Raw genomic sequence first — 23,216 nt, 5'->3', positions numbered from 1 at the left:
ATTGCCGATTCATGAAGAAAATCACAAAAACAAATCGTTAATTCTTACAAAGCATGAGAGATATTTCGGGAAATCGGCATATTTCTAAGTGATGTACGCTTTATAATTAGTCAATATAGATAAAAAGGCGAACGATTTGCTTGATTAATTCAGTAATCCTATGTATTATTAAGATAGATTTGAAAGCATAAAAGTCAATAATCGTTCTTGAAGGTGATTTCAATGTCCCAATCAGATTCTAATGAGTACAAGAAGAAGCTGTGTCACCTATATAACGAAATTTCTAAAGAATTGTTCGGCTTTGGAACCACTTTACTGAAGGTATCGTTGGATCAGAACATCATTACTTTTCATGCAAAGCATCGTCGTTCCCCCCGTTCTACCGCGCTTGAAGGCGAGGCGCCGACTTTGAAACACGAAGTGGATTTCTATATGTCTTCGATATATAAGAAAAGAATCCGTGAGAAGTTGGAACAAGAGATGGGATTATCGATGGATGCGGTATTAAGAGATTATGATCCGCCAACGCAATGGGCAATTACGAACATCATTCTTAAACAAACCGAATAGCTTAGACCACGGTGTTTCACTTTTGATCTATCTTAAGTGGAAACCGCATGTATATCCGTAGATGTCTCTTTACATTGTTTACGATGAAAAGTGCTCTTGATTAGAAGATTTCTTCTATCAAGGGCACTTTTTTGTTTATTATTGCTTTTGCGCATAGATATTATGAAGTCGAGGGTAGCATACTAGTAAAAATTGACAAGGGTTTGACGCTTCAAAATATAGATATACAAACTTGGGAGGTTATTCACGATGAAAAAAAGAATGCTTCATAGCCTTATTTCGCTGTCCGTGGTGGGACTAGCTCTTACAGGATGCGGCGCAGCTCCGTCCAAAGATCAGGGGACTGCAAACACAAATCCAGCTTCAACGGCACCGTCGGCAACAGCCAAAGGAGCGCCTACCGAATTAGTCATTTCGACATGGGGCTTCTCGGATGACTTCTTCAAGAAAGAAGTATATGCGCCATTTGAGAAAGAGCACAACGTCAAGATCGTACTGGAGATTGGCAACAACTCGGAGCGTCTGAACAAAGTGAAGCAAGGCAGCAGTTCCAAAGTGGATCTTATCTATTTATCCGATTACTATGCACAGCAAGGTATTGAAGCTGGACTCTTTGAAAAGATCGATCGCACCCGTATTCCGAATCTGAAAGACATCTACGATTTGGCTAAGGCTCCGCTTGGTGAAGACTATGGTCCTGCCTATACGATTGGTCGGTTGGGAATCGCCTATAATCCGAAGGCGACAAGTAAAGAAATCAAGTCGTGGAGCGACTTATGGAGTCCTGAGCTTGCGAAGAAACTGACATTGCCAAGCATCACGTCGACAACAGGTCCAATGATCCTTGATGCGGCATCGGTCGTTGCAGGCAACACAACGTTCAATGCGGATCAAGCATTCGCCAAGGTGAAAGAACTAAATAAAGGCGTCGTCAAATACTACGGCCAAACTTCCGAATTCGTGAACATGTTCGCGCAAGGGGAAATTGCCGCTGGGCCAATCATGGAAATGTATGTGAAGGATCTGAAAACGGCTGTACCGGAAACGAAGTTTGTTTCCCCGACTGAAGGGGCATACGCTGTCATGAATACGGTTAACGTGATCAAAGGAAGTAAAAATAAGCAGTTGGCTGAAGATTTTATCAACTGGCATTTGAGCAAAGAAGTCCAAGAAAAATCAGCAAAGTCCAAAATCGATTCACCAGTGAATACGACACTTCAGCTCTCGGCTGATGAAGCGCAAGGTATTACTTATGGAACAGAAGTCGTAAGCAAGCTTCGCAAATTGGACATGAAATTCGTGAATCAAAACCTTAAAGGTTGGATTGACCGCTGGAATAAAGAAGTCACGCAATAGTTGAAATTGAACAAGGGTATATGATTGTGAATATACCCTTGTCTGTATGAAATGGAAGGGGGTTTATCATGAAGAAGGTCATCCTTGATGTGGATACAGGCGTAGACGACGCGCTGGGCATTTTGCTGGCTGTTGGCAGCGGGGAAATGGACGTGCTTGGTATCACTACGGTGAACGGCAACGTGTCACTTGACCAAGCGACCCTGAATACCTGCAAAGTCTTGCAGCTGCTGGGAATGGAGCAGCAGATACCAGTCATTAAAGGGGCGAATAAGCCTCTGCTGCGCACGACTTATTTTGAACATCGCGTTCACGGCAAGGACGGACTTGGCGGAGCTTTAAGCGATATGCAGGTTCACATGTGCGCGGCTGAGGGACATGCAGTCGATTTCATCATTGAGCAAGTGAAGCAGCACATAGGTGAAGTCACGCTTATTATGACCGCGCCGCTGACGAATCTGGCCATGGCTGTTATGAAATATCCGGACTTGGTTCATCAGGTCAGCGAAGTAGTTGTAATGGGCGGCGTTGTCCAAGGTTTCGGGAATGTGACGCCGACAGCGGAGTATAACATGTACGTCGATCCGGAAGCAGCGAAGATCGTGCTGCATGCGGGATTCCCGGCCATAACGCTCGTAGGCTTGGATGTGACCCGGAAGGCGCTGCTGACAGAAGAACATATCCGCTCGCTCGGAGATACGCCGATTGGCCGCTATGTCAAGGAAAGTACAGCAGATTACATGCAACGTTATCAAGAGCGCAACGGTGTACGGGCTTGCGCCCTGCACGACCCGCTCGCAGTCGGGGTGGCGCTGAATAAAGAACTGGTGACCACTCGCCATTATTACGTAGATGTAGAAACCCGTAGTGAGCTGTGCGACGGGCAAACGGTCTGTGATTTCCAAAGCCGATTGGCTAAGCCTGCTAATGTCCATGTGTGTATGGAAGTGTCCGCCGAAGCATTTTTAGACCAATTTATCCGCGCATTGCGCGCCTAGCGAACCCAGGAACAGGAGTAAAGCTACATGAAAAAAACGTATTTATATTTACTATTGCTGCCGGGATTACTGTTCCTGACGGTTTTCATGGTGGTTCCGATCCTTCTTACGATAGGTTCAACCTTTTTCAATAAAGGCAGCTTCACATTAGCCGGTTACTGGAGTTTCTTCAAGGACCCCTACTTTCTGAAAATTTTATGGACGACCCTGCGCGTTAGTGTGGTCACAACCCTGATATGCATCGTAGTGGGCTTTCCTGTTGCCTATTTCATCTCCAAGCAAAGCCCAAGGCAGAAGGCGATTCTGCTTGCCTTAGCGATTTTTCCGCTGCTCACCAGTTCTGTTGTCAGGTCGTTCAGTTGGATGATTATTTTGGGCAAAAAGGGGCTGCTGAATAACGCGCTGATCGCTATTGGCTTGATCAAGGAGCCGCTCGATATCTTGTACACGCCTGCTGCGATGATGATCGGTCTGGTCCATTTATTCCTGCCGCTCATTATTATTACCTTGGTCGGTGTTCTTGAGAATATAGATCCGGATCTGCTGAAAGCGGCGGAAAGCTTGGGAGCGGGTCGCTTCAAAGCTTTCGTCAAAGTCATCGTGCCGCTTAGCGTACCCGGATTAATCATAGGAAGTATTCTAGTCTTCGTGGGCAGTCTGACGGCCTATACGACACCGGCTTTGCTCGGAGGCAAGCAGCGGGTTATCTCCACATTCCTATATCAAAACGCGATTACGCTGAATGATTGGTATCTCGCCTCCGTTATTGCGGTAATTATGATTGTGATTACTTTTGTGGTCATCGCGCTGATGAACAAACTGGCTGTTAAATTAAATCCGAAGGGGTAGAAATATGCGGGAGAAGAACCGAGGGCTGGCCGTATTTACGCTTCTTGTCTATCTATTTTTGCTCGGGCCGCTCGTCATCATTGCATTTGCATCTTTTGAGCCAGGGAGTATCTTGAAATTCCCGCCGACAGGCTTCTCATTAAAATGGTACCGTAACATCCTGGACGTCAAGATGTTCATGTCGACGTTCAGCACTTCCATCATCGTATCGCTGCTGGGTAATTTATTTGCGCTGCTGCTGGGAATTCCTGCCGCTTACGCATTAAGCCGATTTACGTTCAAAGGGAAGGAAGCGCTCAATGCGATCTTCATTTCCCCTGTGCTAATTCCTGGTATTGTGCTTGGTTTTACGATGCTCAAGTACCTGATCGTGGTATACCATCTACCGATATATGCGGCGCTGCTGGTTGGACATACAGTCATCATGCTGCCTTTTATCATTCGAGTAATTGCTTCAAGCTTATCGAATTTCGATTTTGCGATTGAAGAAGCCGCGTTAAGCTTAGGGAGCAGCCACTTGAAGACGTTCTTTAAAGTCGTACTGCCAAATATCAAATCCGGGATTATTGCGGCAATTTTGATTGCATTCTTGGAATCTTTTAATAATGTGGACATTTCAGTCTTTATGACGGGGCCTGGGGTCAGTACACTGCCTATCCAGATGCTGACTTATGTGGAGAATCATTTTGATCCGACAATTGCTGCTATTTCTGTACTGCTGATGCTGTTCACAGCTGTACTTATGTTCATCATTGAACGGTTGATGGGTTTATCCTATTTCACCAAACGATAACGGAGGCTTGTATTCATGGCATTGCTATCACTGGAAAAAATTTCGGTTGCCTATGACCAGCACTATATTCTGCAGGATTTTAACCTAAGTGTTGAAAAAGGAAGCTTGATCTCGCTGCTTGGTCCTAGCGGATGCGGGAAAACGACGACCTTGCGCCTTATCGCAGGATTCATCGAGGCGAAATCAGGCACTTTCTCTTTGAATGGAAAAGATTATACGCGTGTTCCTGTGAATAAACGCAATTTTGGCTTCGTTTTCCAGAGCTATGCGTTATTCCCGCATTTGTCGATTTACGATAATGTGGCTTTCGGCCTGCGCTTGCGCAAAGTGAGTGGGGCAGAGCTGGATCGCCGCGTGCGTCACATTCTCGATGTCGTCAGCTTATCCGGCTTCGAGAAGCGTTACCCTAAAGAGCTGTCGGGCGGTCAAAGACAGCGCGTCGCGATTGCGCGGGCACTCGTCATAGAGCCGGAACTGCTGCTCTTCGACGAGCCGCTGAGCAACTTGGATGCGAATCTGCGCGTTAACATGCGGGTGGAGATCCGCCGTATCCAGCAGGAGCTGGGCATTACGACGGTATATGTATCGCATGATCAGGAAGAGTGCTTCTCAATCTCCGATAAAGTAGCGATCATGAATAAAGGGATTATCGAGCAGCTAGGTGCCCCGGCGACGATATTCAAATATCCGAAGACGGAGTTCGTGGCGCGGTTTATCGGGTTTACGAATTTTATCACCTTCGAGTCACGATTTGATAGCAGTGAAGAGATTGCCCTCAAGGTGAACGATTATGTGTTCGCTGTAACCAAGCATGCGAGTAAAGGCGAACAGCAAGGCAAGCAAGGAGCTATTCGTCCGGACGATGTCGTGATGGGAACCCTGGATGAGCTGGAGGCAGGGGCCAATCGCGTGAGCGGCCGCGTCAAGGTTAGCACGTTCCTCGGGCGAAGCTATCAGTATGTGATTGAAACGGAAATAGGTTCCTTCACCGTGAATAAAGAGATGGAGCTTCCTTACGCAAATGGGCAAGAGGTTCGGCTTCATTTTCCAGGTGAGAAATTAGTAATCGTTGAGTAGTGGACTTGGAGGTGAAGACAGATGCGCATTGATGTACTGATTGAAAATGTTCATATTTATAACAGTTATTTTAAAACATTTATCCATGGCAATGCAGCCATACTGGACGGTAAATTTTTATATATTGGCCAAAGAGGATCGGAAAGTTTCGAAGCCGCGGAACGTTTGGACGGAAACGGCCGTTACATGATTCCAGGTCTTATCGATATCCATTTGCATATTGAAAGCACGATGGTGACACCGGAGACGTTCTCCTACGGACTCATTCGTAATGGGGTCACAACCATTGTGCCCGAACCTCACGAGATTGCCAACGTCTTCGGACTGGATGGAGTCAAGCAGTTTATGAAAGCAAGTCAGGATACTGTCGCGGACATGTTCTATGCGATCCCGAGCTCGGTTCCAGCGACATCGATGGAAACGACAGGAGGAGAGATTCATATCGCCGATTTGGACGAGCTGTTACGTACGGAACGGATCATCTGTCTGGGTGAAATCATGAATTTCGTTGATGTTATTACAGACCCCGATTGCAAAACAAATCAAATCATCAACCATGTCCGTGCCAACTATCCGCATCTCATTATTGAAGGGCATGTGCCTAAGCTGTTGGATTTGGACCTGCACAGGATGATTTACAGCGGGGTCGATTCGGATCATACGCATCAGTCGATTGAGGGCATGGAAGCCCGGATCGCTGCGGGCATGTTCATCGAAATTCAAGAGAAATCAATGACGGATGAGGTTATGGCTTATTTAATCCAGCATGATGTATCCGAGCATTACTGCTTTGTTACCGATGATGTGATGGCTGACTCCTTCCAGCGCCGCGGGCACTTGAATCATATTGTGCGCAAAGCAATCGGCATGGGTATGAAGCCCGAGCAGGCCATTTATGCCAGCACACTCTCTCCAGCCAAGCGGATGCGGATGTATGACCGCGGGGTAATCGCCCCTGGCAAGATAGGCGATTTCCTGCTGCTTTCCAATCTAGAACAGCTAACGATTGAGCAGGTTTTCAAGGCGGGGCGTAAAGTTTACGATGTGGAAGAGGCTTATACGCCAATCATCAAGCCTCCGGCTTTCCCAGCGCATTATTATCAAAGCGTACAGATGGCGCCTTTAAAGGAAGCGGATTTTGAAGTCAGTATAGAAGAAGCTGACGCTGTTTATATGTGCCGCAAGATGATGGTGAAGGATGGTTCTACATTCACAGAAGAACAGCACGCTCAGGTTGAAGTTCAGCAAGGGAAGCTGCTATGGCAGGAAAGCGGCAGCGCGCTCATTGCTACGTTCGAACGCTACGGGAAGAATGGCAATCGCGCCTACGGGTTGATTGGCGGCGATACGATCAAGCGGGGAGCCATCGCGACGACGTACTCCCACGACAATCATAACTTGCTGGTTGTCGGGCTTAATCCCACTGACATGATGCTCGCTGCCAACGAAGTGATTAACAATCAAGGCGGCTTCAGCGTGGTGGAAGACGGCAAAGTGATCGCGAACCTGAGGCTGCCAGTGGGCGGCATCTTAACGGAAGAGCCGCTGGAGCAGGTAGCCATGGAAGTTGAACAGCTCCGCAAAGCTATGGAATCGCTGGGCTACAAGCATTATAATCCCATCATGTCCATCAGTACGCACTCGCTACCGGTAAGTCCGGCTTTGAAAATTACGGACTTCGGTTTAATCGATGTGAATCAGGGCAAGGTAGTCCCACTTATTATTCAATAGCGCAAATGATCAAGGAAAATAAAAATCGTTAGTGGATGTTTACTTTTGTGAACATTCACTTTTTTAATTTCTACGGGGTTATTTAATTAGTATTGAATTTATATCGTGTGGTAATGTCTTCTAGTCGATGATTGCAACGGATTTTTCTTATCTTCATTTCCCTACTCAGATATCCCCAAAAAGTTAGAGACTCCTATAAGTTGCAAGAAATTCGACAACACAGTAATCCATGAGAAATCGATGCCCGCAAAGCCGTTTTTCCCAGCCCGTGCGCCCAGCGCCCGGGCTTTTATCATGAAAAGAATAGGAGCGCAAAAATTGTGTAGCCCTCAAAGCATGAGAAGCGGGGAACCTCAAAAAGTGAGACTTTCTATATAAAACTACGGTTGGTATGGTGGGTTCAAGCCGAATCACAACAGGCTAACAACAGAAAGGAAGGTGACCATACATGATTTCACAACCAATCGTCAAAGCCGGAATCAGTGGAAGCGCTGAAGGGAAAGCTTCACGAAGATCGTTATGGAAGGATCTGAAGCGCAGGCCGTTTCTGTATTTGCTGCTTGTCCCCGTTATCGCTTACTTCATTGTATTTAAGTACTTCCCCTTATACGGGGAAATCATTGCATTTAAGGAGTTTCGGCTAGCTGACGGCATTTGGGGCAGCAAATGGGTGGGATTGGAGCAGTTCAATCGGTTGCTGCACAGCAGTGATTTGTTCAAGATTGTTCGCAACACGCTCCTATTAAATCTATACGGACTGTGCATTGGCTTCCCAGTGCCGATCGTGCTCGCCATCATGCTTAACGAGGTGCGAGTGGAGTGGTATAAGCGAGTTGTGCAGAATCTCCTGTATTTACCTCATTTTTTATCGTGGATTATTCTTGGTACGATCGTCATCGGATTACTTTCCCCTGGCAGTGGTTTTATCAATTATATCCTGAAGGCGTTCGGGATTGAGCCGATCTATTTCATGGGAAACACCTTTTGGTGGCCCCTTGTCTATGTGTTTTCCGGCATATGGCGGGATGCAGGTTTCAGTACCATTCTTTATTTGGCGGCCATGTCGAGTATAGATCCGCATCTGTATGAAGCAGCACGTATAGACGGCGGCGGCAAGTTGCGACAAATATGGCATGTGACGCTTCCTGGCATCCGAAGTACAATTGCACTCATGCTTGTTCTGCAAATGGGCCGTATGTTCGACGTTGGCTTCGAGCACGTCTGGGTGCTGACTAATCCAATGGTGACCAGCGTTTCCGACGTAATGAGTACGTACATTTACAGACTCGGCCTCATCAACCTGCAATATAGCTACACAACCGCGATTGGATTGGTTCAATCCCTCGTCGGCTTGGTACTCGTGCTATCGGTGAACCGCATCATTCGGTCGATGGGAGAGCGTGCGTTATGGTAGTAAAGGATGCGGCTAGTGGCAAATTCAATTATCGAAAGGAGGGGCTGCGGATGGCCGTTTGGAGAGAGCGCGTGCCCCGCTTAATACTCTATCTCTTCTTAGCAATATGCACGTTCTCGACATTATTTCCGTTTCTGAATGTACTGGCTGTTTCCCTTAGCTCGGGCGAAGCCATACGTGCCGGTAATGTTTCGATATGGCCACGACAGTTTACATGGGATGCCTATCGCAATTTGATCGATGACGGGCAGTTATTCGTAGCGATGAAAAACACGGTAGTGATGACCGTTGTCGGCACCACGCTGAACATGCTGGTTACGATCATGGCAGCTTATCCGTTGTCCAAAATGGATTTGCGCGGACGAGGAGCAGTCCTTGGCATGATAATTTTTACAATGCTTTTCAGTGGAGGGCTAATCCCTCAGTTTCTACTCATCAAAAGCTTGGGACTAATGAATACGTATTGGTCGCTTTGGCTGCCAGGCCTTCTCAGTACGTACAATTTCTTCGTCCTCAAAACCTTCTTCGAAGGTTTGCCGAGTGAGCTTGAAGAGTCGGCATCCATCGATGGGGCGAAGGACTGGGTCGTGCTTGTGCGTATCGTTCTTCCGCTGGCACTTCCTGTTATCGCAGCATTGACTCTTTTCTACGCGGTGGGATGGTGGAATGCTTATTACAACGTACTTATCTTTATTAAAAGCTCAACGGAAATGTCTCTGATGGTGAAGCTCTATCAGATGATTGACAACCTCGATCCAGCGCTATTGATCGGGGACTCGACAGACGAGAACAATGCGCTGCCGCCGGAAGGTGTGCGTGCGGGAGCCGCTATGCTGGCTTCGCTGCCGATTCTGATCATTTATCCGTTTCTGCAAAAATATTTTGTGAAAGGCGTTTTAATGGGCTCTGTTAAAGGCTAGCTTGTTTAACGTCAAACGTCAGTTATTGGTTCCGTTCATAATGGCGCTAGCGCCTTGTGATATAATTATTCCATGTGGGAGGTCATCGTATGAAGAGAACAAAAAGATGGGTGTTAGGTTCAACGATTTTGGCAATGACGCTGGGAGCGGCTTTAACCGGCTGTGCGAAAACCGAGGAAGGAGCGAGCGGCAGTCCAGCACCGTCAGCATCAGGTAAGGTGGAAGACAAATACGATAAGTTGCCGAAGGCTGTTAGTGTTACGATGTATGACCGCGGTGCCGTAGCAGCAGAAGAGGGCTCCTACGAACAGAATCGCTGGACCAAGTGGATTCAGGAACAATCGGGCGTCCAGGTCAAATATGTGCCGGTTCCCCGCAACCAGGCGCAGGATAAGCTGAATACGCTGATTGCTTCCGGCGAAGCACCGGATCTGATCTGGGATTTTGACCGTAATTATATCGGTACGCTCGTCACACAAGGCGTCATTCAGCCTATTGATGATTACATAGAGAAATACAGCACGGTACTAAAGAAATATATTAACGAGAATCCCGATTTGAAGCCGTTGATGACGTTCGATGGCAAAATATACGGGATAACGACAAAACGGCCGCTGAACAACTTGGCTAACGCTGGCATGTGGATTAGGCAGGATTGGCTGGACAAGGTTGGCATGAAGGCTCCAACTACAGAGGAAGAGTTTTTTGCAGTGACGAAAGCCTTCAAGGAGAAAGGTTTATCCGGGAATACGAACGCACCTGTCGTTTCCATGTATGTTTGGCCTAATGTGATCTCCGGCCTGTATGCGACGCATAGCACGCAATGGTATCTCGAAGGGGGCAAAATGACCAATGCCAGATTCGTGGATCGCAACGTTGGAGCTATTTCATTCGAAAGAAAGCTGTATGAGAATGGGTATATCGATAAGGAGTACTTGACGGATAAGAACAGTCAGAAGATGATGACGGACTGGGCGCAAGGCAAGTCGGGCATCTTGATCGGCACTGTTGGCAACGGTATTGACAGCTACATGAAGGATCTGATGAAGAACGTTCCCGATGCGAATCCGGTCCCGCTGGCTGCTTTTTCAACAAAGTACGGGAAATTTGGCGTATACCAGGAAACTGATGCTAATATTTTCGTAGCTTTCAATAAGGATATGAAAAATCCGAAAGCAGCGATTCAATATCTCGACTGGTTGCTCGATAAAGGCTGGTACGCACTGAAAAACGGTGTGGAGAACACGCATTACAAATTGGTAAGCGGCGTCCCTCAGGTGATAGACGCGGACAAATTTAAGAAAGAAGTCGCCTACGCAAGTGAGTATGCGATTGTAAAAGACGATGCCAAGACGTTCAAGCCGGAGGATTTGATTATAAAAGCCGCTCAGGATCCGCTTTCGCAGCGTTGGGCGAAATTGAATGTTCAAGCAATTACTACAGCGCTTAGCGTGCCGTTCCGACGTGATATGCCTTATGTGCCGAGTCTGCCGGAAATCAATAATGTGTTTGCGAGCATTGGGCCTAAGCTGGATGAGATCCGCACGAGAGCAATCATCAAAGGTGACATTACGCCAGAGCAGGCGCTTGATATGATGCGTAAAGAGTACAAGAGCGCTGGCGGAGACAAGACAGATCAAGGCGCGCAAGAATGGTACGAAAAGAATAAAAAGAATTTCAAATAACTTGATGTGGGAATAAATGGGGCTTTTAAAGTCCCGTTATTTCCCCGTTTATCGATAATTAAAGGGGGCAGAGACATGTTCTGGCGACAAAAGAGAAGCCGTTCGAAGCGGGCAATGTCGATGATTTTGCTATTTTTGAGCCTATGCATTGTTTCGACAGCAGGCCTGTCATATTTCATCACGACCGATCATCTTCAGGCAGAAGTCGAGCAAACGAACATGTCGCTGCTCCACGAGGTAAACGGTAAACTGCTGTTGGTGCTGAAGGCGATCGACTCGGAGGCGATGCAATTTTTGCGCAGCCGTGATATGAGGACGTTTATGGAGGACGATGCTGCTGACCAGCAGGACACGATCAATATCAACAACCGAATCGGCGATATGCTGCTGAGCAATGACACCATTTTTTCAATAGATCTGTATTCCTATGCGAAGAAGCGTTGGTCGCAAACGAACCCGTTTCAGACGCCGGAGCCAGGCCCCGATTATCAATGGATTAGTGCGTTCGAACGTTACAAAGGCTTTTATCAGTGGATAGGCACACGAAAGCTGTCCATCGATGAGTCTGGTAAGATTCGGCACAACGTCATGACGCTTATTCGCTCCTATCCGCTTACACATGGGGAAGGTTACAGGAAAGGAGCGGTTGCTTTCAATGTCGATGAGCGTTCCATTTATAATTTGATTAAAAATGCGATTGATCCTTCTCTCGGCTATTTATTTCTGGCTGATGCGGAAGGAACGATTCTCAGTCATGCAGATAAATCGTTGATCGGCACGCAAACAGGAGAATTGCTTGGGTCGAAACAAATGAACGAGCGGGATGAAGGGCAGTTCCGTTCGAAAATAAACGGGATCAACAGAACCATTTTTTATATGAAGAGTCCGTATACGGGCTGGGAAATCATAAGTGTCGTGTCCGATTCTGAGCTCAGCAAGCCTCTGGTCCAGGTGCGAAATACCTTGTTTGGAATTTCGGTCATTCTTCTGCTTCTAGCAAGCGGCATGGCGGTGATATTAAACAGCTGGATGTTCCGGCCGGTGAATCGGGTCCTCTCGAATGTGACGAAACAACTTCAAGCGTATGGCGGATATGAAAGAAAAAGTGTGCATATGGCAGACGACGAATTCAGCAGCATCGAAGTATCCTTATCGTACATTTTGGCAGACAGCAATCGCATGTACAGGCAAATGAGGGAAACACAACCGGTTATCAAATGGCGACTTGTGATGGATGCGCTGATCGGCGCGCGCAAAAATCCGGGCGAGCTGTTGCCTAGTCTTGCAGCGATCGGATTTCCGCTGCATGCGATGCAATATATCGTGATGGCAGCCGAGTTCGATGGAAAATCGGGGATTGCGACTCCGCAGGATCTTCATTTATATAGCTACGCGCTCTGCAATGTGGCGGAGGAGATCATCAACACCGAGTACCGAGGGATCGCCATTGAAGCGCGGGATGGCATGGTCGTTATCGTGCTCAGCTTTGACGATGGGGACGGGGAAGCGAATCTACTGCGTGCGCTGGCGGTTGCTGAGTTGATCAAGAGCTATGTGGAAGAACAATTCAAACAGACGATTTCAATTGGACTAGGCCGCATGACGCAAGATTTGGGCGCGCTTCAGCATTCGTATCACGACGCGATGTCGGCACTGTCGTACAAAATGATTCTCGGCGGCAACACGATTATCTCCAGCGAAGATATTCGCGAGCCCGCGAGCGGGGAGTTTATGCGCTTGCTTGGCATGGCGGATGGGATCGTTGACTCGCTGCGGCTGACAGATAGCGAGAAGATGACGAAGCAGACGGACCGTTGGTTCGGTGAGATGGCTGGCAGCGGCGCTGCCCCGGATATGATTCGGCAGCTTGTTGTGCATTTTATGATGAAGGCAGCCAAAGCCGTAGGCGAGATCGATCCGGCACTGCTCGAGGAGGCGCCTTCACATCGGCTATTCGATCTGCTGAGTCAGTACGAAAGTATCCATGAGTTGTCGGAATACGTCATCGAGCAGCTTGGCCAATATGCAGAGCTAATTGAGGAGAGACGAAGCAATCGAGAGCGAAACGACGTTGTCGAGCGCATGACCGCTTTTATTGACGCGCACTATATGCACAGCGATTTATCATTGAATTATTTGGCAAGCGAATTCAAGCTGAGCGCGTCGCATGTTAGTCGTATTTTCAAGGAGCAAACGGAAAGGAATTTCATCGATTATCTAATGGATATTCGTATGAGGAAGGCAAAGGAACTGCTAGTTGGTACCGATATGTTGATCCGTGATGTATCGGGGGCGGTTGGCTACTCGAACGTCAACAGCTTCGTACGGATTTTCAAGAAAAGTACTGGCTTTATCCCGGGTGAATATCGGGAGCGGGAGCAAGCGTCCCTAAGAGAAGCCGATGGTGCTGATGATACCGACGAAGCTGACGAAGCCGAATAAGAATGCAACAGGAGGTATGGACGATGCTGACGCGTACATCGTTTACAGATACAAAAACAGGGCTGCCGATCCTAGTGATTGGTTCCGATAAAGGCGATACGGGACATCATTATTATACGGCGATGTCGTGGTTGTCGAACAGCCGCCATGTGATCGTACACACGGAAATGGACCGGGAGACGTGGATAGGTAACATCGTGCGTTTCGATACGGAAACGGGTGATGTGCAGTTGCTGGAGGAAAGCCTGAAATGGGGACGCGGGGTCGTTTCGTGTGATGATATCTTGTATCTATTCGACAAGAATGAGTTGTATGCAATTGATGCGTGGACAGGGGAACGGCGTACGATTTGCAAGCTGGAAGAGCATTGCGCGTTCTATGGGCCCCTATCGATTACGAATGATGGCAAGGTGCTTGGCGTCTACTGGAAGGAGCAGCTTCGTCCATCCGAGGATGCTGCATCTCGGGAGGCAGATTGGGTGATCGGCACTGTCCATGCGGCGAGCGGGGAGGTGCGCGAAGTAGCCCGTCCGCGTTTTGACGAGCCTTATCCGGTGGCGAATCATGCCATGATCAATCCTGTTGATCCGAATCAAGTGTTCTTTTCCCATGAGGGCGCTACGGAGCAAATTCCGGATCGGCTCTGGGCGGTCGATACTCGAACCGGAGGTATGCGCAACCTTTTTTCACAGAAGAAAGAGGAGAGCGGATTGCCAGTCGAATATGTTGGGCACGAAATGTGGGCGTTCGACGGCAGTGGCCTGTACTTCGTGAAGTATCCGCATAGTCCGGATAAACCGACAGGTGTATATTTCGTGGATCAACGGGGCGAGCGGCACGAGTTCATTAACGGAGATTACAGATATTGGCATGTCGGCATCAGTCCTGACGGTCGATATGCGGTTGCGGATACGCAGGAACCCGGTATTTCCAAAATCGTTCTCATCAACATGACTACGAAACAGTCAGAGCTGCTCTGCGAGCTTCCTTGCCGTGGGATGCATCCTGGACACCCGCATCCATCGTTTAGTCCGGACAGCTGTAAGGTCACCTTTACATTTTCGGATGAGCATGATCGGCTCCATGTCGGGATTATGGATATTGGCGACCGATTGTAGCTAGGTGAGGATTCGCGAGTGGCGGTTACGTTAAAGCGCAAGGATATCCTGCATGATCAAGCATCATGCAGGATTGGGGATGGAATAAGCAAGCAAAGTTTGGCAGCCATGTTGGCCTTTTAATGAAAACGCTTTCAAATTAGTGAACCAATATTTGAGAACGAATACAACATTACTTGCGTTTGAATTCAGATCAGGAAAAGGGAGTGAACGTGATGTTCGTGAAAAAGTGGATGATCCGTTTGATGCTTGTTTTACTTTTGTCAGTTAGCATTCTTGGGGAGGTGGCGCCCTGGGCTTTTGCTGCCCAGCTACAGGCCGGTGTAACTTTGAGTTCGCCCCCAATTTACAGCGGTATAACCAAGGCTTGGCCCGGCGATGCGGACAAAGATCCGACTCACGCCGCGACAGCCATAAACGGCACGGCGTGCTGGGCGACGTCACAAAATCCGCTTAACCCCTACGTCTACGTTGATGTCGCGAGCTCCGCGAAACCTGCGGGCGCAACGTACGCGATTGTGTCCGTTGATTACTTTGACGCAGTGGCGACGACCATGGCCATCGAGTATGACGGCCAGAACAACGCATACCAGGCCACCCCGTGGATGCCCATGAGTGGCAGTCAGACCTGGAAGAACCAGATCTTTGAGCTGGGCGGAATCAAGTTCGCCAACGGCACAAACGGCGCAGATTTCCGCCTGCGCGTTCATAGTCTGGGCGGCGTCATGCCGGCAATCTGTTTCGCACGAGTCCGGGTGACCTTTGCAACGACTCCAGCGCTGTCATTGATGAACCCGAGCCTGCTCTTCACAACCAATTCCGCAAACTTGGATTTCGGCACGGTGGGTGATTCAGTTTCCTATGATATTTCAGATGATCAGGGTGTGAGTCTTCGTGCGGGATCTGTTCCCGTAGGCACCAACGGACATGCTCCGCTATCCGTGATGGATCTCGGGCCGGGGTTCTACAACCTCACTTTCTCCAGCGTGATTGATGACCAAACGGTAACGCGCTCCACAACGTTTGGCATTGTGACCCCGACGCCAGCGGGCGCCTTGAGTCCAGACTCCTTTTTCGGAATCGACTCACATTTTGGTCACTACAAATCCCTCGAAGATGGACTCATGAACGCATTGGCGACAATCGGTTACGGCCACATTCGAAGCGACATTAACTGGTCGCTAATTGAAAAGCAGCCTGGCGTTTACAATTGGGCTGGGTATGCCTTTGAAGCTAAGTCACAACAGTCTCTTGACCTTGGCATGACTCCCCAGGGGGTCGTAGCATACAACAACGCAAATTATGACAACGGGAAAACACCGAGCTCCACGGCTGGTCTGGCTGCATTTGGTCAGTTTGGGAAAGCTGCCGCCGAGCACTATAAGGGCAAGGTCAGCGATTTCAACATCTACAATGAGTTCAACGGCACCGGCTTCAACAACGGCGCTTGCGGTATTACTGCAGCCTGCTATGTGCAGATGCTTCAGGCCATGTATGGGCCGATTCACGAAGGAAACCCAGACGCGAACGTCATAGGCCCCATTACATCCACCATTGATGATAACTGGAATAGTGCCTTTTTCGCGGCCGGCGGTATCAACTACATGGATACATTCTCGACGAATGTCTACGGCTATGCTCTGGAGGGGGCAAACACCCCGCCCGAGCGCACACTGTTAGTATCGAAGCTCCCTGCGTTGGTGCAGCAGGTGAAGCAGGCGGCTGGAAATCGGCACGTCCCCGTGTGGATTACGGAGAACGGTTGGCCGACGTATGCCGCCGCCTCCACGGAACCCCAGCAAGCAGACGACCTGGTGCGTGCTCAGGTGCTAGCGAAGGCAGCTGGCGTGGACGTCTTCAACTGGTACTCGGCTATGGATGACGGTACTGATCCCAATAATAGGGAACATCACTTTGGGTTGTTCAGGCAGCCCGTCGATGGCGTACTTGGCGTAGCTCCGAAACCGGGAGCTGTCGCAAACGCCGTGCTCATCCGCGCGGTGACCGGAAAGACCTTTGGTGCTCGCGATGACCTCGGCTCCGTCACCGCCTACTCGTATCCGTACACGGGAGGAGGTTCGACGACTCGGGTGATGTGGTCCACAGGCTCCGAGAACATTGCTTTGCATACTACCCAACCTCTTATCATCACTGATCAGTATGGGGCAACGCAGACGGTGAATCCGACAGACGGCACGGTCGTTCTGACGCTCAACGGCAGCCCGATCTACGTTACGGGCAACGTTGACAGCTTGGGCGTGACGCAGTCTGTGATCACGATGAAAGTCGCCGACCAGTCAATCAAAGGAGATACGGTCACTGTTACGGTGACTGCAGACCGATCGAACCCCGATATGGACCTACCCAATGAGTTGACAATCGCTGCGAACGGGGCGCAGCCTGTCAGCCTTCTCACTTCACCGGGTAAGGTAACAAGCGCCACCATCAGCGTTCCTGCAAGCACGCTCCTAGGCCCGCGGACTGTGTCCGTAGACGTGACGAGGGGCGACGACACGTACCAGCCGAGTCTTGTTGCTGGATTGAGGGCAACGACAAATGTCGTCAAGCCGTTCGAGATCAGCGTTCAGCCGACTATCACATCGGATGCGACGTCCCGAAGTTACTTTCTCGACATCGCGCTGAAGAACAATCGAGCCAGCGACTTCACGCCGACCAAAGTTGCCTACCAAGTAGGGTCGGCATCAGGGAATGTGTCGGATATGGCGAATGTCCCTGCAAGTGGAACCGTGTCGATACGCGTCCCGCTCTCCGACATTCCATTGTTCGACTCCCTGAGTTATAACGTGGCCGTCGACAGCACCAGCGATTCGGATGTTTCATCGGGCTCGATTTCCTACGCTCCCATCGAACCCGCGAACCACCAAACCTTGCCTGCAATGGACCTAGCGACGCAAGCGACATGGGTATCGATTTTAGGGACGCGCAGTAGTAACAGTGACCTAAGTGGTCAGCTGCATATCAACTATAACAACGATGCGCTTGTGATCGACGCCACGATCACAGACGACAAACACTTCGGTGCGCGCACACCAAACACGATGTGGCAGACCGATTCCATCCAGTTCAGCATCTACGACCGAGTGCCGGGGCAGACTGGTGGCCAGCGCGTTGAATTCGGTGCAGCACTTCTCGACAGCGGACCGTCGGTTTACACCTTCGCAGCGCCGACTGGCCAGCAGGCGGGACCAACCCCTGGCGCCCAAGCGAATATCACGCAAAGTGGCAGCATCATGCACTATGTCATCTCTGTGCCGTGGGTCTCGCTTGGATTTAGCGGGCCACCGACGCAGACTATCGGAATGTCGTTCCTGGTGAATGACGATGATAAGGGCTCCACGGGCGATTCCCGCGATGGTTTTTTGCAGTGGGGATCAGGAGTCGGTACAACGCCGAAAGACCCTTCACTGTTTCGCGATGTCCAACTAGTAAATGTGCTGCCAGCGCCAATGATGCCTCAGTCTACTTTGGCAGGTTTACAGCAGGTGAACGCAGGCCAAACCTTTGATGTAACGATGGGAGTGACTGGCGTTACGCAAGGTGTATACCAGCAAGTGTATGCGCAAGATTTCATGCTTCATTATGATTCGGCGAATTTGCAACTTGTTTCGGTTACTTCATTGAAAGATGGTTTTCAAGTTATCGATCAAAAGGAGGCCGTGCCAGGGCATGTCCGGATTTTGGTTGCCAGTGTTGCCGCGAACCAAGGGGTACAGGCTCAAGGCGACTTGTTGACAATCAAATTTGTGGCGAAACCTGTCAATCAGGCAACCACTACGACAATCTCTGTAGGTAATGTCATTATTGCCAATGGACAGGGGAGTGAACTGCAAGTAGGCGGAGCCTCTCGCGAGATACAAATAAGTATTCCTAGTATACCTATTGATAAGTCGCTGTTGAATGCGTTGATCACAAGTGCACAGGCCAAATACAATACTGCAGTGGAAGGCAATGGGGACGGGCTGTATGCGATTGGCTCCAAAGCGCAATTGCAGTCTGCAATCGATGCAGCCACTGCGACAGCAAACAATCCGAATGCCGCACAGCAGCAGGTAGATAGTGCGAAAGCCGGATTGGAAGCTGCCATTCATGTGTTTAACACGAAGAGAATAACGGCAGATGTCAATGGAGATGGAAATATTTCTATTGGAGATTTGGCTATTGTTGCAGGGGTTTATGGCAAGCAGCAAGGTCAAGCGGGCTGGAATGAGAAAGCGGATGTCAATCATGACGGTAAGGTTGATATTGAAGACCTAGCAATCGTAGCCAGAACGATCTTACAATAAAAAACCACGCATATTGTTTACTGGAGCGGATTCTTACTCGCATTAGCGAAGATAGGAGTGTGGAGGGAGGGCTGTATACGCTCTCCCTCCAATTATTCAGAAATATGTACCGAAAGGGCGAACTCCATCGATGGTGAAAAAACTGCTCGAATTCAGTCTGACGTTACTTTTGACTATGCTATTACTTCCTCAAATCGTTATACATGCAAACTCCGAACCAACCGTTTTACTTTCCATCACGAACCAAAGTATTTCTGAAGGAAATGACTTCCAAGTGACGGTAAATGGCAAACAATTAAGTGATATGTACGCGTATGAGGTCAATTTAACCTTTGATACCAGCCATTTGAAGTTTGTAAAGAGTGTTAGCGAAAGTAAAGGCTATACGGTTAATCCGATTGTAAACGGGAATAAGATTCAAATCGCACATACGCAAATAGGCAATAAATCAGGAGAGTCAGGGGATGTAACACTAGTTACATTGACATTTCATGCGGTTAATCAGGGGGCGGCCGATATTGAACTGGATAGTGTGAAACTAATGAATTCGCAATTAGTGCCTAATATTGTTTCGATTAAAGGCATGGTATCGGTTCTTGTAAAGGCATCGGGTAACAGCGGAAAACCTGTAGTGGATGTATTCAATAGAGATATTGTCAATGTAGTAAACTTAGTTCATGCTATCGAGTCCAAAATAACGGAAGCCAACAAATCTGTTGCCAAGATTGAACTGGCTGACATTAAAGGGCACTGGGCTGAAAAGACCATCGATATGTTCGTGAAACTGCACGTTATCGATGGGTATGAAAATGGAACTTTCCAACCGGATGGCAAAATTACACGCGCCGAATTTGCAATGATGATCTCGCGCGTATTCGATATCAGTGGCGACACGAATCATTTACTTGTTCTGAACGATATTGACAACCATTGGGCTAAAAGCGCTATTGAGAAACTTGCTAGCGCAGGGGTGATTGCCGGTTACGGAGACGGAACCTTCAAGCCTGACATAACAATTAGCCGAGAAGAAATGGTCATTATTTTGTCCCGAATCATCAACTTGAGTAATGCGAACAAGGATACTTCCAAGGGCAACTTTGCCGATATGGCAAGTGCAAGCTCCTATGCAATGAATCCAATCAAAGATGCAGCAGAGGCAGGCATCATCAGCGGGAAGAATGACGGGATATTCGATCCGCAAGGAAACTCCACTCGCGCAGAGGCACTTACAATCATTCTGAATGCATTGAACCTTGATACTCAAATGAAAACGCTTTTGGACAGCTTGAATTAATCCAAGCCAATTTCGGAAAAAATTCTTTTTATGTTCTTTTGGCATAGATGAAAAAAGGTAGATGCTGCTAGAACGCAGTAACTACCTTTTTTATTGTGATTGTTGGAATTCTATTGCAAGCTTTGCACATCTGCTGCACTTAATGGATAATTGTATATTCTTACCTCGTCAATCAGGCCGTTCATCGTATTTGCGGAGTTAACGCCTACAGTCAAAGGAAATGCATTAGATATATTCCCACCCGTAAGTGTAGTATTCTGGCCGACCAAAACAGAATCGACGTATAGCTTTAGCCCCAAAACCCTATCGGCAACAGCTACAACATGGTGCCACTGCCCATCTGCAAAGGTTGCTGTCGATTGGACCGCATCACTGGTACTACCATAATCCAACAGAAACTTAATCGTATTATTTGTTTCAAATCGTAACCAATATGCGGCATTTGAATCTCCTTTATTCAATATATATTTGATTGTACCCGGGACGCTCGTCTTCACCCATGCGGAAACGGAGAAGTTCCCTGTGCTACCGAAATCGAAATCATTGCTGAAGGGATCTCCCAAAGATACATAATCACCATTTCCGTCAAAGCTTAAAGCACCGCCAAACATACCGCTCGCACTCCGAACAGCATTTGTAATTGTTCCATGATAACCATTGTAGGTAGAATCCAGCACCGTACTTCCTGTGGTCTCATCAAACTTCCAATATCCGCTCAACCCGTATAAATGTCCCACTTCCGATGCATTCAAAGCATAGTTGTATAGTCTCACTTCATCAATGAAACCATTCATTGTGCTTGTAGAATTGCTTCCAATGGTTAATGGAAGGGAGTTGGAGATGGTCCCGCTTGTAGGGCTGGTATCTTGCCCAACTAATATCCCGTCGACGTATAGTTTAAGTCCCGCTGATCGGTCAGCGACACCAACAACATGATGCCATAGCCCATCTGTATAGGTGGCTGTCGATTGAGCGGCGTCAAAGGTGCTGCCATAGTCGAGTAGGAATTTAATGGTATTGTTCGCTTCGAATCGTAACCAGTATGAAGCGTTCGTTTCTCCTTTATTTAAAATATATTTGGTTGTACCCGTTATGCTGGTTTTCACCCAAGCGGAGACCGAGAAGTTTTGTGTGGTTCCGAAATCAAACGCACCGCTGGAAGGATTGCCTAAGTTTACATAATCGCCGCTGCCGTCAAAGTATAAAGCTCTTCCAAATTTACCGTTCGTGTCACGCGTCGCGTTCACAATGGTTCCGGGATTAAGGCCGCCAGCGGAATCCACAACTGTCGTTCCTGAGGTTTCATCTAAGCTCCAAGTACCGATGTTAGATTTATTCCACCAAATTCTCGAAACAATGGCTCGATTAGGAACGAGGGAGTTCCATTCGTTGCTTGTTACAATGCTCAAATCAGGTGTAACCGCAGTGGTTCCGAAATTGCCCAATTGCGCCCGGTTGTCCGTTATCGACATCACGATTTGCTCTGTGTCTTTCTTGACGCGAAGCGTGACCGGATCGACTTCAGCCATCCATAAGGGAGCCCGATATCTGAGGATATCCGTGTTAGAAGCGTCCTGTCGTGTATAGACCAAGTATAGTGCATTCGGTTGTGTCACCCAATGCATCTGCGTATTCATACTTCCGGTTACAGCCGTTCCGTCCTCCCATTGCAAACTCACTGCGGACTGCCAGGTTAAACCATCGCTGCTTTTGGCCAATCTGTTCTGGATATCATCGCGAATGGTCATAAAATATTCGTTATTGTACTTGGTAAGGGAGGTTTCAATACCGGAACGGTTCCCGTTGCCTCCTGAATTGGGTACTGATGTACCTTGGCTGATGTAGGAAAGCGCAGTCCCGTTAAATGATGCTTTAACAACCGCTACATTGCCCGTTCCGTCCAATAAATTAATAGGCCAGAGCATGTCTCCGGTACCATCGTCTACTTCATAAGGATAAACACTGCCGGTATGGCCGAATCCATTAGGCCAGTCGAATAAATACCAATCGCTGCTCCAAGTTGAAGTGGCGGGATCGTATATCGCATAAGCGGGGTAGTTATGTTTCTTGGTAAAAGTAGGACTGTATGATTGTGCCATGCCGAACAGGATGATCTTTCCTGTTTTTTTGTGATACACGGGGACGGGATCAATTAGCATACCTTGGTAACCATCCGGCAGTGTCTTCCATTGAAATTGAGGAATGATTGTCAGCGATGACCAAGTCTCACCTAAATCCATGCTGGATGTATAAGCGATATCATAAAAGACATCCGATAAATTGGTAGGGCTTTCATTTTTATCTTTGGAAACGGTACACATAATTTGGGGACTTGCACCGCCAGGAATGGTCGCGCATCGCATGTGCGTCCACCAAAAGTTATTGGAACCATCATTTTGATAAGCTACCTTTTCATCAAGCATGTAAGAAGATGGTGAAGACGCATGAGCAACAGATGAATTACTAAGTATGAAGTACCCAAGTGTCAGGGTAAAGATGAAAGTGAAACAGAGGCTAAAAAGAAGTGTTTTTTGATTTTCTTTCATAATAAAGTTTCCTCCTAACATATCAATTGCCATGAATCATAGTTTATTTGAAGCGCATTCATAAATAGATACTAGCTACCGTATCCCCTCCATTATTATTTAGATTCCTCTAAGCGCGG

The 23,216-nt window shown here is 48.1% G+C and carries 15 protein-coding genes; 14 read left to right on the top strand and 1 reads right to left on the bottom strand.

Annotation, left to right across the window (positions count from 1 at the left end; translation table 11 throughout):
• Window positions 1–222 precede the first annotated feature (222 nt).
• The 14 genes from AC58PV_RS02395 to AC58PV_RS02330 all read left to right on the top strand — a co-directional run bounded on the left by AC58PV_RS02395 (window position 223) and on the right by AC58PV_RS02330 (window position 20,551).
• Window positions 223–570 carry a hypothetical protein gene (locus AC58PV_RS02395; protein ID WP_056619026.1) on the top strand — a complete coding sequence of 116 codons (348 nt, stop codon included), beginning with the start codon at window positions 223–225 and terminating at the stop codon, window positions 568–570.
• A gap of 249 nt (window positions 571–819) precedes the next feature.
• Entirely contained in the window at window positions 820–1,926 is a 1,107-nt protein-coding gene (locus AC58PV_RS02390) for an ABC transporter substrate-binding protein (RefSeq protein WP_497430690.1), read from the top strand.
• A gap of 68 nt (window positions 1,927–1,994) precedes the next feature.
• Entirely contained in the window at window positions 1,995–2,924 is a 930-nt protein-coding gene (locus AC58PV_RS02385; protein WP_497430689.1) for a nucleoside hydrolase, read from the top strand.
• 27 nt (window positions 2,925–2,951) lie between these two features.
• Window positions 2,952–3,773, top strand: a complete 822-nt coding sequence (locus AC58PV_RS02380) for an ABC transporter permease (RefSeq protein WP_310226216.1) — start codon at window positions 2,952–2,954, stop codon at window positions 3,771–3,773.
• A gap of 4 nt (window positions 3,774–3,777) precedes the next feature.
• The gene (locus tag AC58PV_RS02375) at window positions 3,778–4,566 is read left to right on the top strand and encodes an ABC transporter permease (RefSeq protein WP_056619038.1); all 789 of its coding nucleotides are present in this window, start codon (window positions 3,778–3,780) and stop codon (window positions 4,564–4,566) included.
• Between the two features lie 15 nt (window positions 4,567–4,581).
• Window positions 4,582–5,643 carry an ABC transporter ATP-binding protein gene (locus tag AC58PV_RS02370; protein ID WP_497430688.1) on the top strand — a complete coding sequence of 354 codons (1,062 nt, stop codon included), beginning with the start codon at window positions 4,582–4,584 and terminating at the stop codon, window positions 5,641–5,643.
• A 21-nt stretch (window positions 5,644–5,664) separates the two neighbouring features.
• Window positions 5,665–7,374: an adenine deaminase C-terminal domain-containing protein gene (locus AC58PV_RS02365; protein WP_497430687.1), complete on the top strand. Its 1,710-nt coding sequence runs from the start codon at window positions 5,665–5,667 to the stop codon at window positions 7,372–7,374.
• A gap of 448 nt (window positions 7,375–7,822) precedes the next feature.
• Window positions 7,823–8,788: an ABC transporter permease gene (locus AC58PV_RS02360; RefSeq protein WP_497430686.1), complete on the top strand. Its 966-nt coding sequence runs from the start codon at window positions 7,823–7,825 to the stop codon at window positions 8,786–8,788.
• Complete coding sequence (locus AC58PV_RS02355; protein ID WP_497430685.1) at window positions 8,782–9,708, top strand: carbohydrate ABC transporter permease; 927 nt, start codon at window positions 8,782–8,784, stop codon at window positions 9,706–9,708. Before AC58PV_RS02360 ends, AC58PV_RS02355 begins: the two co-directional genes overlap by 7 nt.
• Window positions 9,709–9,797: 89 nt before the next feature.
• Window positions 9,798–11,393 carry an extracellular solute-binding protein gene (locus AC58PV_RS02350; RefSeq protein ID WP_056619048.1) on the top strand — a complete coding sequence of 532 codons (1,596 nt, stop codon included), beginning with the start codon at window positions 9,798–9,800 and terminating at the stop codon, window positions 11,391–11,393.
• Between the two features lie 75 nt (window positions 11,394–11,468).
• The gene (locus AC58PV_RS02345) at window positions 11,469–13,835 is read left to right on the top strand and encodes a helix-turn-helix domain-containing protein (RefSeq protein ID WP_497430684.1); all 2,367 of its coding nucleotides are present in this window, start codon (window positions 11,469–11,471) and stop codon (window positions 13,833–13,835) included.
• Window positions 13,836–13,858: 23 nt separating this feature from the next.
• Window positions 13,859–14,953, top strand: coding sequence for a hypothetical protein (locus AC58PV_RS02340; RefSeq protein ID WP_497430683.1), 1,095 nt, complete (start codon window positions 13,859–13,861; stop codon window positions 14,951–14,953).
• 611 nt (window positions 14,954–15,564) lie between these two features.
• Window positions 15,565–19,257 carry a cohesin domain-containing protein gene (locus AC58PV_RS02335; protein WP_497430682.1) on the top strand — a complete coding sequence of 1,231 codons (3,693 nt, stop codon included), beginning with the start codon at window positions 15,565–15,567 and terminating at the stop codon, window positions 19,255–19,257.
• A 130-nt stretch (window positions 19,258–19,387) separates the two neighbouring features.
• A complete protein-coding gene (locus AC58PV_RS02330) occupies window positions 19,388–20,551 on the top strand; it encodes an S-layer homology domain-containing protein (protein WP_497430681.1) in 1,164 nt (387 codons plus the stop codon).
• Window positions 20,552–20,661: 110 nt separating this feature from the next.
• On the opposite strand, the gene AC58PV_RS02325 is transcribed toward AC58PV_RS02330, so the two are convergent.
• Complete coding sequence (locus AC58PV_RS02325; RefSeq protein ID WP_497430680.1) at window positions 20,662–23,097, bottom strand: sialidase family protein; 2,436 nt, start codon at window positions 23,095–23,097, stop codon at window positions 20,662–20,664.
• Window positions 23,098–23,216 lie beyond the last annotated feature (119 nt).

This window comes from Paenibacillus sp. J22FR83 (genome assembly GCF_059691955.1).
Note: the sequence above shows the minus strand (reverse complement) of the source record. Positions and strands in the feature narration are given on the sequence as shown.